This window comes from Streptococcus suis (assembly GCF_002960625.1).
GTDB classification, from domain to species: Bacteria; Bacillota; Bacilli; order Lactobacillales; family Streptococcaceae; genus Streptococcus; species Streptococcus suis_T.
Genome location: NZ_POJH01000028.1, coordinates 1 through 12,216 on the forward strand (window position 1 = coordinate 1; position 12,216 = coordinate 12,216).

Consider the following 12,216-nt stretch of genomic DNA (forward strand, 5'->3'; position numbering starts at 1 on the left):
ATTTTAGGCAAAAACAGAACTTAGTCTGAGACTAAATTCTGTTGGTTTTATGCAGTTTTCTCAGAGTAACTTCTAGATGGACGGGAACTAGAACTTACTTTGAGAATTTACCAGACAAACTAAAAGACCTGCAATTTGAATTTGTTCAGGAGAAAAAAGAACGTGAGGCAGAATTGTCTGCACTAAGGGAAGAAGTTGCGGGGAATTTTTATTTTCAAGAGTTGGATACAGACAGGGAACGGCGTGTCTATCTCCAATTTGTTAATGGCTTGAGAAAAAGAGAAAGCAGGATTGAGATTGATTCGGTCAACCAGGAAACCTATACTCGTGTCTATTTTTCTGTTGCCAATGATTTCCCAGAATACTATTGGTTAACGGATGCCATGGTTGATGGCATTGGTTTTTCAGACTTATCAAATCCTACCTATCCTGATGATGTTGAGCAAGTCAGTCGGCAACTTGAAAATCTTGCCCGAACTATTATCGAACAGGCTCCCAAGGGTTCAGATTATGAGATGGTCAAGTTTTTCTACGAAACCATTATCAAACAAACTGACTATGATTTAGAGGCCCTGTCCAATGACAGTCTTTCTTGGAAAGAACAGGGCATTACTAGTGTTCTTCTTGAACAGAAATCTGTATGTGCAGGCTATAGTCGAACCTTTCAGTATTTATGTAAATTAGCTGGTATAGATTGTATCTATGTGAGTGGAATGGCCAATAGTGAGCAGGGAAACCAAATCGGCCATGCATGGAACCTGGTTCAGATTGATGGTCAGTACTACGGTATTGACACGACCTGGGGTGATCCTGTCTTTGAAGAAGCCATGGGTGGTCAAGCGAAATCAGATATTTCCTATGACTATCTCTGTGTTACGGATGAATTTTTAAATAGAAGTAGAAAGGCTGATAGTGATTTACTGACTTACTGGGGCAAGGAATACCCTTTTCAGTCAAGGCCCTTGGCCTATCCATCTGCTCAAGACAATTCCCTTAATTATTATATGCAGATGGGAGCCTATTTCCCAAGCTTTGATGAGCTAGCTATCTTAGAAAGTGTTCGTCAGCAGAAAGAGCAGGGAGCAGAGAGGATTTTTCTGCAATTTGCAAACCAGCAAGCTTTGCAGGAAATGGTAAACCTGGCAGGAAGTGATAACAATTCCCTCTTTGATGCCCTGGGGTATGTCTATACCTATCAGTACTACTATAATAACCAGACCTATACATTTGAAGTGACAGGTTGGTGAGTATGAGAGAATAAAAAAAGGAAACCCGAAGGTTTCTTTTTTTATTAAGCAAGTTTTGATGCAAGACGTGCTTTGTCGCGGCTTGCTTTGTTTTTGTGAATCAAACCTTTAGTTTCTGCTTTATCGATTGCTGAGCTAGCAGCGCGGAAAAGCTCTTCAGATGGGTTAGCTTCAAATGCTTTGATTGCAGTACGCATAGCTGATTTTTGTGCTGAGTTTTTTTCGTTTTGTTTAACGTTCAATTCAGCGCGTTTGATAGCTGACTTAATGTTTGCCAATGGTTTCACCTCCACCCTTTCTTGTACTAACTATACCATTATATCTGAAAAGATAGGTTTTGACAAGTGAAATTTATTTTTTTAGATAAATTTTATCAATCTCATGGTTATCAGCCTTATGGAGAATAATGTCTGCACGGTTTCGGGTAGGTTCGATGAACTTTTCCAAATTAGCTAGGTTTATATTTTTCCAAGTATTTTGGGCAATGGCAATGATTTCTGGATAGGTCATCTGAGTAAAACGATGGTAGTAGTTGTTGGGATCATTCTTTGCTAGAGTTAATAATTTTTGGAAACGTTCTAGGTACCAGGTTTCAATATGTTCTACATCGGCATCAACGTATATTGACAAGTCGAAATAATCGCTGACATAGAGGCGCTGGTTTTGTGGATTTTGAAACACATTGATCCCCTCGACAATGAGAAAGTCAGGGGCCTTAATTTCCTGAAGCTGATCAGGTACGATGTCATAAATCTCATGAGAATAGACAGGGATTTGACAATCATAACCATTTTTTATCTTATCCACGAAATCAATCAATTTTTCCATATCATAGGACTCTGGAAATCCTTTTTTGTTCAGTATCTGCCGCTCTTCCAGAATGGCATTTGGATAGAGGAAGCCATCTGTTGTGACCAATTCAACCTTGGCGTGTTTAAAGGTGCGGGCGATTAGGATTTGAAGCAGGCGGCTGGTTGTAGATTTTCCTACGGCCACACTACCAGAAACACCGATAATAAAAGGCTGAGGCTTGATGGATTTTTGCAGGAAGAGGCTCTTGGTGAAATTAAGGTCCTTTCTAGCCTTTCGATAAATATGGATGAGGTTGATAAGAGGAAGGTAAATATCAGAAACTTCGTGCAGTTGGATTCGGTCATTGAAACTCTTGATTGAATTGAGCTCTTTTTGGCTCAGGGGAATAGTGGTCTTCCGATGGAGCTGTTGCCAGGTTTTCCGGTCGATTTCTTCAAAATTTAAAAATTCATTCTTCATAGTTTATTCTTTCTAATAGAAGTAAGCGTTTTACATAATACTTACATTTTAACATATTTTCCAATCTTGCAAAACTCTTGAAAACGTTTTTAAGAAATGGTATAATCAGGGTATGTCTAATATGTATTATGAAAAGAATCCAAGTGCAGCACATGATATTCATGAACTCCGTGTCAGCTTGCTGGATACTCCGATGACTTTCTTAACAGATGCCGGTGTATTTAGTAAGAAAATGGTTGATTATGGAAGTCAGGTGCTTTTGAATTCCCTTGAACTAGCGAAGGGAAAAAGCCTCTTGGATGTAGGTTGTGGCTACGGACCTCTGGGATTGACCCTAGCAAAAGTCTATGACTTAGATGTTACGATGATTGATGTCAATAGCAGAGCCTTGGAGTTAGCTGAGAAAAATGCCACCAAGAATAGTGTGTCAGCCACTATTTTTCAATCTAATGTTTATGAACAAGTAGAGGGGCAATTTGATTATGTCATTTCCAACCCTCCTATTCGGGCAGGCAAGTCCGTTGTGCATGAAGTGATTACAGGTGCTAAGGAACATTTGGTTGACGGTGGAAGCCTGACCATTGTTATCCAGAAGAAACAGGGGGCACCAAGCGCAAAAAAACGGATGGAAGAAGTGTTTGGAAATTGCCAAATTATAAAAAAAGATAAGGGTTATTACATCCTTGAAAGTGTGAAAGAATGAGAACAGTTGATTTAATTCAGAAAAAACGTGACGGCTTGGAGTTATCTACTGAAGAAATCCAATGGTTGATTGATGGCTATGTAGACGGTAGTGTTCCAGACTATCAGATGTCTGCCCTGGCAATGGCCATTTACTTTAAAGGGATGTCTACAAGAGAAATTTCAGACTTGACCATGGCTATGGTGCATTCTGGAGAAGAAATTGACCTTTCGGCAATTGCAGGTGTCAAGGTTGATAAGCATTCGACTGGTGGTGTAGGTGACAAGGTTACCTTGATTTTGGCACCGCTTGTGGCAAGTTTTGGTGTTCCTGTTGCCAAGATGAGTGGACGTGGTTTGGGGCACACAGGTGGTACTCTGGATAAACTGGAGTCTATCAAGGGTTACCAAATCGAAGTGAGCCAAGAAGATTTTATTAAACAAGTTCAAGAAACGGGTGTGGCTGTTATCGGTCAATCGGATAATCTGGTTAAGGCAGATAAATTGCTTTATGCCCTGCGTGATGTGACTGCCACGGTGGATATCATTCCGCTGATTGCCAGTTCGGTTATGTCTAAAAAGATTGCGGCGGGTGCGGATGCCATTCTTCTTGATGTTACTGTTGGCGAAGGCGCCTTCATGAAGAACATCGAAGACGCGCGTGTCTTGGCTCGTACCATGGTTGACCTTGGAAAAGCTGTCGGTCGTAAGACAGTGGCTGTTTTGACAGACATGTCCCAGCCAGTAGGCACTTCCATCGGTAATCGTTTGGAAATTCTTGAAGCCTTGGACATTCTTCAGGGTAAAGGTAGAGCAGATGTGACCGAGTTCATCTGTGAATTGGCTCAGATTATGCTCAGCTTGGCAAATGTTGAAAAAACAGTAGAAGAAGTCCGTCAGCATATCGAAAACGGAGCTGCCCTCAAGAAATTTGAAGAGATGGTTGTCGCACAAGGTGGTGATTTGGAAGACTTGTATCGTCCAGTTCAGGTTTCACATCAAGTAGATGTCTTGGCAGATGAAGACGGCTATATTGTTGGACTTCCAGCCTTGGAATTCGGACTATTTGCTATGAGAATTGGAGCTGGTCGGGCTGTGAAGACAGATGATTTGGACTATGAAACAGGCATTGTTTTCCATAAAAAAGTCGGAGAAGTGATTGCCAAGGGAGAAAAAATCGCAACAATTTACGCAAATGAAAATATTTCGGAAAATTTGCTTACAAATTTCAAGAAAAATGTTAAAATAGATAAAGATAGTGTAAAAACGAAAGAAATTATTGAAATTATTTCTTAATGTACGGAGAAAGTATGAAACTGAATAAATATATCGACCATACCATTTTAAAGCCAGAAACCAGTAAAGAACAAGTTGCACAAATCTTGGCAGAAGCCAAAGAATATGATTTTGCCAGTGTCTGTGTCAATCCGACTTGGGTGGCTTATGCAGCTCAAGAGTTGAAAGACAGCGATGTAAAAGTTTGTACCGTCATCGGTTTCCCTTTGGGTGCCAATACCCCAGCTCTTAAGGCGTTCGAAACCAAGGATGCTATTGAAAATGGTGCTGATGAAATTGATATGGTCATCAATATCGGTGCTTTAAAATCTAAAAACTACGATTTGGTCTTAGAGGACATTAAGGCTGTTGTTACTGCTAGTGGCGATAAGCTTGTCAAAGTCATTATCGAAACTTGTCTGTTGACGGATGAGGAAAAAGTAAAAGCTTGTGAACTATCAAAAGAAGCTGGTGCTGATTTTGTCAAGACTTCAACTGGTTTCTCAACGGGTGGTGCAACTGTTGAAGACGTTGCTCTTATGAGAAAAACAGTTGGTGCTGAGATGGGTGTTAAAGCTTCTGGTGGTGCTCGTTCTTATGAAGATGCCATTGCTTTTATCGAAGCAGGTGCAACTCGTATTGGTGCTTCATCAGGTGTTGCAATCATGAAGGGAGAAAAGGCGGATGGAGACTACTAATCTGATTGATTTGGTCGTGGAAAATAGCCGCCATGCTTATGTTCCCTATTCCCACTTTCCAGTAAGTGCAGTCTTGGTTGCCAAAAACGGCCAAGTATTTACTGGAGTAAATATTGAAAATGCCAGTTTTGGGTTGACAAACTGTGCAGAGAGAACAGCCATTTTTAAGGCTGTTTCAGAGGGAGTTCTTGATTTTTCTGAAATCGTCATTTATGGTGAAACAGAAAAGCCAATCTCCCCTTGTGGAGCTTGCCGTCAGGTGATGGCAGAATTTTTTGAACAGGATCTAAAAGTGACCTTGGTCGCTAAAGATAAATCGACAGTCGAGATGACAGTCGGGGAATTACTTCCATACTCTTTTACAGACTTGACCTAAGTTTGTAAGCCAGTCGTTAAGACTGAAACCATTTATCATCGCAACGACATGTTGCCAAAGAATTTTTTAGGAGGGTTCAGAAATGAACAAGAAACTTGTTGGTTTGGGTGTTGTATCACTTGCAGCACTTACTCTTGCTGCCTGCGGTAGCCGTACATCAAATAGCTCATCAAGTAGCGAATCAGCTGAGTCATCAGTAAAAGCTGCAATCGTTACTGACATCGGTGGTGTTGATGACCGTTCATTCAACCAATCAGCTTGGGAAGGTTTGACTGCATGGGGTAAAGAAGCTGGTCTTGAAAAAGGTAATGGCTATGATTACTTCCAATCAGCTAGCGAATCTGACTACGTAACAAACCTTGATTCAGCTGTATCAGGTGGTTACAACCTTGTATTCGGTATCGGTTTTGCCTTGGAATCTGCAATCGCTGAAGTAGCTCCAAACAACACAGATACACATTATGTAATCGTTGACTCTGTTGTTCCAGATCTTGATAACGTTGTGAGCGTAGGCTTCGCAGATCACCAAGCATCTTACTTGGCTGGTGTTGCAGCTGCTAAATCAACAAAATCTAACCACGTAGGTTTCATCGGTGGTATGGAAGGTGTCGTAATCGACCGTTTTGAAGCTGGTTTCGTAGCTGGTGCTAAATCTGTTAACCCCGATATTAAAGTAACAGTTGACTATGCAGGTTCATTCGGTGATGCTGCTAAGGGTCAAACATTGGCTTCTGCTCAATACGCTGCAGGTGCTGACGTAATCTTCCACGCTTCAGGTGGTACTGGTAACGGTGTATTCGCAGCAGCAAAAGCTGAAAACGAAACTCGTAACGAAGCTGATAAAGTTTGGGTTATCGGTGTTGACCGTGACCAATCAGCAGAAGGTGAGTACACATCTAAAGATGGTAAAGCTTCTAACTTCGTATTGGCTTCTACAATCAAAGAAGTTGGTACTGCTGTAAAAGACATCGCAACTAAAGCTGTTGCAGGAGAATTCCCTGGTGGTACTGTAGTTCAATTCTCATTGAAAGATAAAGGTGTAGAATTAGCTGAAACTAACCTTTCAGAAGATGCTTCAAAAGCTATTGCTGAAGCAAAACAAGCTATCATTGATGGTAAGGTTGAAGTTCCAGAAAAACCATAAAAACAAACAATTATTGTTTTTTCCGAATCGGCGGCTGAAATCGGTCGCCCTTTTCGGAGCTGAGAATTTTTCTCAGTAAAGCCTATCAGTGTCTGGTAGGTTTTACTGACAAAAATGATAGTCAGAAAGGAAGAAGATTATGACTAGGGATAATGTCATTGAAATGCGCAATATCACCAAAATTTTCGGTGAATTTGTAGCGAATGACCACATCAACTTACATGTCAGACGAGGTGAAATCCACGCCCTTCTCGGTGAAAATGGTGCTGGTAAATCAACTCTTATGAATATGTTGGCAGGTCTTTTGGAGCCTACCAGCGGAGAAATTGCAATCAATGGTGAGGTTGTATCAATTGACTCACCTTCTAAAGCTGCCCATCTGGGTATCGGTATGGTTCACCAACACTTTATGTTGGTTGATGCTTTCACAGTTGCGGAGAATATCATTCTTGGTTCGGAAACGACTAAGGGTGGTGTGATTGACCTCAAAAAAGCCATTACTGAAATCAAGGAATTGTCAGAGCGTTATGGTCTTGAAGTTGATCCGACAGCAAAAGTAGCAGATATTTCTGTTGGGGCCCAACAACGTGTAGAGATTTTGAAAACCCTCTACCGTGGTGCAGACCTCTTGATTTTCGATGAGCCGACAGCCGTTTTGACACCTGCGGAAATAGCAGAGCTTCTTAAAATCATGAAGAAATTGATTGAAGAAGGTAAGTCTATCATTCTGATTACTCACAAGCTGGATGAAATTCGTGCCGTTGCAGATCGTGTAACTGTTATTCGCCGTGGTAAATCTATTGAAACAGTAGATGTAGCAGGTGCAACCAACGAAGATTTGGCGGAGTGGATGGTTGGACGTTCTGTATCCTTCAAAACAGAGAAAATTGCTTCAAATCCTAAAGAAGTTATCCTTTCTATCAAGGATTTGGTAGTAAATGAAAACCGTGGTATTCCAGCTGTTAAAGGACTAAACCTTGATGTTCGGGCTGGGGAAGTCGTTGGTATTGCTGGTATCGATGGAAATGGACAGAGCGAGCTCATCCAAGCTATTACAGGCTTGCGTAAGGTTAAATCTGGCTCTATTACCATTAAAGGTGAAGAAATTGTCGGGAAAACACCTCGTAAAATCACTGAAATGCAGGTCAGCCACGTTCCAGAAGACCGTCACCGCGATGGTTTGGTCTTGCAAATGTCTGTCGCAGAAAACATTGCCCTACAGACCTACTATAAAGAGCCAAACTCTAAGAATGGTATTCTGAACTACAATAAAATCAATGAAAAGGCTCGTCAACTCATGGAAGAGTTTGATGTACGTGGTGCTAGTGAGTTAGTACCTTCTAAGGCCTTGTCAGGTGGTAACCAGCAGAAAGCCATTATCGCCCGCGAGATTGACCGTAACCCAGATCTTCTAATCGTTAGCCAGCCAACTCGTGGATTGGACGTTGGTGCTATCGAATACATTCGTAAACGTTTGATTGCAGAGCGTGACAAGGGCAAGGCAGTTCTTGTAGTCAGCTTTGAATTGGATGAAATTTTGGATGTTTCAGACCGTATTGCCGTTATTCACGATGGTACCATCCATGGTATCGTAGATCCTGCGACAACAAACAAGCAGGAGCTTGGTGTCTTGATGGCAGGCGGAAAATTAGAGAAGGGAGAAAGTCATGCCTAAGAAATATCACAATGTGGCCCTTCCATTTTTGGCAGTATTTTCTGGTCTGTTGCTAGGTGCCATCATCATGCTTGTCTTCGGTTACGACCCAATTTGGGGCTACGAAGAACTATTTTATTCAGCCTTTGGTAATATTAAATCAATCGGAGAAATCTTCCGTGCCATGGCACCGCTAATCTTCACTGCATTAGGTTTTGCTGTAGCTAGTCGTGCAGGTTTCTTCAACGTTGGTTTGCCTGGTCAAGCCTATGTTGGTTGGGTATTTGCAGGGTGGTTTGCCTTGTCAAATCCTGATATGCCTCGTCCAATTCTTATTCTAGCAACAGTCATCATCGCTATGGTCGCTGGTGGTATTGCAGGTTCTATTCCAGGTATTTTGCGTGCCTACCTTGGAACCAGTGAAGTTATCGTCACCATCATGATGAACTACATCTTGCTCTACTCATGTAACTATATCATTCGTGAAGTATTTGCAGATAATTTGATGAAGAATACGGATTCGACCATCAACGTCTCAGCCAACGCTTCTTATCAAATGGAATGGTTGCGTGCATTGACAGATAATTCCCGTATGAACCTGGGTATCTTCTTTGCAATCATTGCCGTAGTGGTTATTTGGTTCCTCTTAACCAAGACAACCCTTGGTTTTGAAATTCGTTCAGTTGGTTTGAACCCAACAGCCTCTGACTACGCAGGTATGTCAGCTAAACGTACTATTATTCTTTCAATGGTTATCTCAGGAGCTCTTGCAGGTCTTGCAGGTGCTATTCAAGGTCTTGGAACCTTCCAAAATGTCTACATTCAAAGTGGTAACTTGGATATTGGTTTCAATGGTATGTCTGTTGCCCTCTTGGCTTCAAACTCACCACTGGGAATTCCTTTGGCGGCCTTCCTCTTTGGTGTCCTTTCTGTTGGTGCACCAGGTATGGTTCGTGCCCAAATTCCACCTGAATTGATCAACGTTGTTACAGCGTCTATCATCTTCTTTATCGGTGTGAAATTTATCTTTGAGCAGTTGCTTAAAGCCAAAAATAAAGCGAAAGGAGCGAAATAAGATGAATATTTCAATTCTTGCCTTACTCATTTCGCAGATGTTGATTTACTCAGCACCATTGATTTTTACCAGTCTTGGTGGTGTCTTCTCTGAACGTGGCGGTATTGTAAACGTTGGTTTGGAGGGTATCATGGTTATTGGGGCCTTTGCCGGCGTTGTCTTCAACATTGAGTTTGCTGAAACATTCGGTAAAACAACTCCATTGCTAGCTATTCTTGTTGGAGGGCTAGCAGGTGTCCTATTTGCTGCAATTCATGCGGTAGCAACGATTTATCTCCGTGCAGACCACGTTGTATCTGGTACGGTATTGAACCTCTTAGCACCAGCCCTAGGCGTCTTCCTTGTAAAAGTTATTTACAACAAGGGTCAAACAGATAGTATCACTCAGTCATTTGGTAAGTTTTCATTCCCTATCCTAGCTGATATTCCTGTTATTGGAGATATTTTCTTCAAGAATACGAGTTTGATGGGTTATGTTGCCATTGCAACGGCATTCTTGGCTTGGTTCATCCTTTATAAGACCAAGTTTGGACTTCGTCTTCGTTCAGTTGGTGAACACCCACAGGCTGCTGACACGCTTGGTATCAATGTTTATGCAATGCGTTCTGCTGGGGTATTGATTGCAGGCTTCCTTGGTGGTGTTGGTGGTGCCGTAAGTGCCCAATCCGTAAACATTAACTTCTCGGCAACAACTATCGTGGGTTCAGGTTTCATCGCCTTGGCCGCAGTTATCTTTGGTAAGTGGAATCCAATCGGTGCTATGTTAGCCAGTCTCTTCTTTGGTTTATCTCAAAGTTTGGCAGTAGTTGGAAGTCAGCTTCCAGGTTTGAAAGATATCCCAACCGTCTATCTTCAAATCGCCCCATATCTTATCACAGTAGTTGCCCTCTCTGCTTTCTTCGGAAAAGCAGTCGCACCAAAAGCAGACGGTATTAACTATATTAAATCCAAGTAAGGTGGTTGGATAAAAATCTCCATCTAATTGAGATTTGAATAGATTAAATAGCTTAGAATGTAGGTCTCTGACAAGGCTATTCTAAGCTATTTTTTTATATTTTTATGGTATACTGGATAATTGATAATTAGGCTAGGAGGATAGATATGACTAGACGTTTGGTGCTAAACATTGCCATGAGTTTGGATGGTTTTATTGCCCGAACAGATGGAAGCTATGATTGGATAGAAGGGCATGGAACAAATCAATATGATACTGCCCTGCAATTTGATAATCCTGCTTTTTTTAGTGCTTGTGATACAGTCATCATGGGGCGAAAATCGTTAGAGGATTGTCCTTTGGAAATGATTGAGGGCTATCAGAATAAGCAATTTATTATCGCTAGTCGTAGGGCACAGACGGATTATGACAATGTTCGATTTGTGCAGGATATTGTTGCAGAAATTGAGCGATTGCGAGCTGAAGAAGGCGGGGATATTTGGCTTTTTGGTGGTGCAGGGTTGGTACAGACTTGTTTGGAAGCCAAGTTGATTGACCATTTCATTATCGGTATCATTCCGACTATTTTAGGAGATGGGATTTCGCTCTTTGATAAGCTTTCAGATGAGCAGAAGTTGACCTTGGTAGAAACTACAGTTACAGAAGGCATTGCTATGTTGCGCTATGACATTCGGAAATAAAAAAGGTGGACCGCAATGGGTTCACCTTTTCTATATATCTTAGTTTTTAACACCAGCAGCAATTTCTGGGTTTGCGAAAGCATCATCGATGATGTCTTTCAATTGTTTAGCAGATGCTTGCATTTTTTGCAATTCAGCATCATTCAATGGGATGTTTACTGGACGAACGATACCGTGTGCACCGATGATAGCTGGTTGACCGATGAAGACATCTTCAACACCTTCGTATTGACCTGCTTGATATACAGACAATGGAAGAACAGCATTTTCATCGTCAAAGATTGCTTTTGTGATACGAGCAAGAGCAACACCGATACCGTAGTAAGTAGCACCTTTTTTGTTGATGATAGAGTAAGCAGCATCGCGAACAGATACGAACAAGTCAACAAGACCTTGTTCATCGATGTCGCGGTTGTCTTGCAACCAGTCGTACAATTTCACACCAGCAACGTTAGCGTGTGACCATACCGCAAATTCAGAGTCACCATGCTCACCCATGATGTAGGCGTGAACAGAACGTGCGTCGATACCGATTTTTTCAGCCAAAGCATGACGGAAGCGAGCTGAGTCAAGAGAAGTACCTGAACCGATAACGCGCTCTTTAGGGAATCCTGAGAATTTCCAAGTTGAGTAAGTCAATACGTCAACTGGGTTAGCAGCAACAAGGAAGATACCGTTGAAACCAGAGTTAACGATTTCAGAAACGATTTGTTGGTTGATACGAAGGTTTTTCTCTACCAATTCAAGACGAGTTTCACCTGGTTTTTGTGGCAAACCAGCTGTCAAAACAACTAGGTCTGCATCGTGAGCATCTGAATACTCAGCAGAGTAGATTTTTTTAGGTGAAGTGAAGGCCAATGCGTGGCTCAAATCTTCTGCGTCACCTTGTGTACGGTCTTTATTGATATCGATGATACCTAATTCTTGACCGATACCTTGGTTAACAAGGGCATAAGCATAAGCTGAACCTACGGCACCATCACCGACAAGGATAACTTTTTTGTGTTGTTTAGTTGCAGTCATTCTAAACATCTCCTTAGTTTTATTTGGGGATGATATCATCCCAACCATCTACCATTCTAGCACTTTTTATACATTTTGTCACTTGTGAAAGGGACTTTGAAAATGTTTACATGATAGTTTTCAATAAAGAGTTTTG

The 12,216-nt window shown here is 41.6% G+C and carries 13 protein-coding genes; 10 read left to right on the plus strand and 3 right to left on the minus strand.

Annotated features, from left to right (window positions below; translation table 11 throughout):
- The first annotated feature begins 173 nt into the window (after positions 1-173).
- A complete protein-coding gene (locus tag C1G49_RS04905) occupies positions 174-1,247 on the plus strand; it encodes a transglutaminase domain-containing protein (protein ID WP_238595847.1) in 1,074 nt (357 codons plus the stop codon).
- A 44-nt stretch (positions 1,248-1,291) separates the two neighbouring features.
- Here the strand turns inward: C1G49_RS04905 and rpsT are convergent, their stop codons facing one another.
- Together rpsT and coaA are read right to left on the minus strand one after the other, a co-directional pair.
- Positions 1,292-1,540, minus strand: a complete 249-nt coding sequence (gene rpsT, locus C1G49_RS04910; RefSeq protein WP_012027069.1) for a 30S ribosomal protein S20 — start codon at positions 1,538-1,540, stop codon at positions 1,292-1,294.
- A 58-nt stretch (positions 1,541-1,598) separates the two neighbouring features.
- Entirely contained in the window at positions 1,599-2,519 is a 921-nt protein-coding gene (gene coaA, locus C1G49_RS04915; protein ID WP_105114818.1) for a type I pantothenate kinase, read from the minus strand.
- Positions 2,520-2,631: 112 nt separating this feature from the next.
- Here coaA and C1G49_RS04920 point away from each other — a divergent pair, with 112 nt between their 5' ends.
- The 9 genes from C1G49_RS04920 to C1G49_RS04960 all read left to right on the plus strand — a co-directional run bounded on the left by C1G49_RS04920 (position 2,632) and on the right by C1G49_RS04960 (position 11,057).
- Entirely contained in the window at positions 2,632-3,222 is a 591-nt protein-coding gene (locus tag C1G49_RS04920; protein ID WP_105124838.1) for a class I SAM-dependent methyltransferase, read from the plus strand.
- Positions 3,219-4,496 carry a pyrimidine-nucleoside phosphorylase gene (locus C1G49_RS04925; protein WP_105124839.1) on the plus strand — a complete coding sequence of 426 codons (1,278 nt, stop codon included), beginning with the start codon at positions 3,219-3,221 and terminating at the stop codon, positions 4,494-4,496. Before C1G49_RS04920 ends, C1G49_RS04925 begins: the two co-directional genes overlap by 4 nt.
- Positions 4,497-4,510: 14 nt before the next feature.
- Positions 4,511-5,173: a deoxyribose-phosphate aldolase gene (gene deoC / locus C1G49_RS04930; protein WP_105124840.1), complete on the plus strand. Its 663-nt coding sequence runs from the start codon at positions 4,511-4,513 to the stop codon at positions 5,171-5,173.
- Positions 5,160-5,549: a cytidine deaminase gene (locus C1G49_RS04935; RefSeq protein WP_105114814.1), complete on the plus strand. Its 390-nt coding sequence runs from the start codon at positions 5,160-5,162 to the stop codon at positions 5,547-5,549. Before deoC ends, C1G49_RS04935 begins: the two co-directional genes overlap by 14 nt.
- Positions 5,550-5,631: 82 nt before the next feature.
- Positions 5,632-6,693 carry a BMP family lipoprotein gene (locus C1G49_RS04940; protein WP_105124841.1) on the plus strand — a complete coding sequence of 354 codons (1,062 nt, stop codon included), beginning with the start codon at positions 5,632-5,634 and terminating at the stop codon, positions 6,691-6,693.
- A 139-nt stretch (positions 6,694-6,832) separates the two neighbouring features.
- Positions 6,833-8,368, plus strand: a complete 1,536-nt coding sequence (locus C1G49_RS04945; protein ID WP_105124842.1) for an ABC transporter ATP-binding protein — start codon at positions 6,833-6,835, stop codon at positions 8,366-8,368.
- Positions 8,361-9,422: an ABC transporter permease gene (locus C1G49_RS04950; RefSeq protein ID WP_105124843.1), complete on the plus strand. Its 1,062-nt coding sequence runs from the start codon at positions 8,361-8,363 to the stop codon at positions 9,420-9,422. The genes C1G49_RS04945 and C1G49_RS04950 overlap by 8 nt, the downstream gene beginning before the upstream one ends.
- A 1-nt stretch (position 9,423) precedes the next feature.
- Entirely contained in the window at positions 9,424-10,377 is a 954-nt protein-coding gene (locus C1G49_RS04955) for an ABC transporter permease (RefSeq protein WP_105124844.1), read from the plus strand.
- A 146-nt stretch (positions 10,378-10,523) separates the two neighbouring features.
- Positions 10,524-11,057, plus strand: a complete 534-nt coding sequence (locus tag C1G49_RS04960) for a dihydrofolate reductase family protein (RefSeq protein WP_105124845.1) — start codon at positions 10,524-10,526, stop codon at positions 11,055-11,057.
- Between the two features lie 39 nt (positions 11,058-11,096).
- Here the strand turns inward: C1G49_RS04960 and C1G49_RS04965 are convergent, their stop codons facing one another.
- Positions 11,097-12,080 (minus strand): L-lactate dehydrogenase, encoded by a 984-nt coding sequence (locus C1G49_RS04965; RefSeq protein ID WP_105124846.1) that lies wholly within the window; start codon positions 12,078-12,080, stop codon positions 11,097-11,099.
- Between the last annotated feature and the right edge of the window lie 136 nt (positions 12,081-12,216).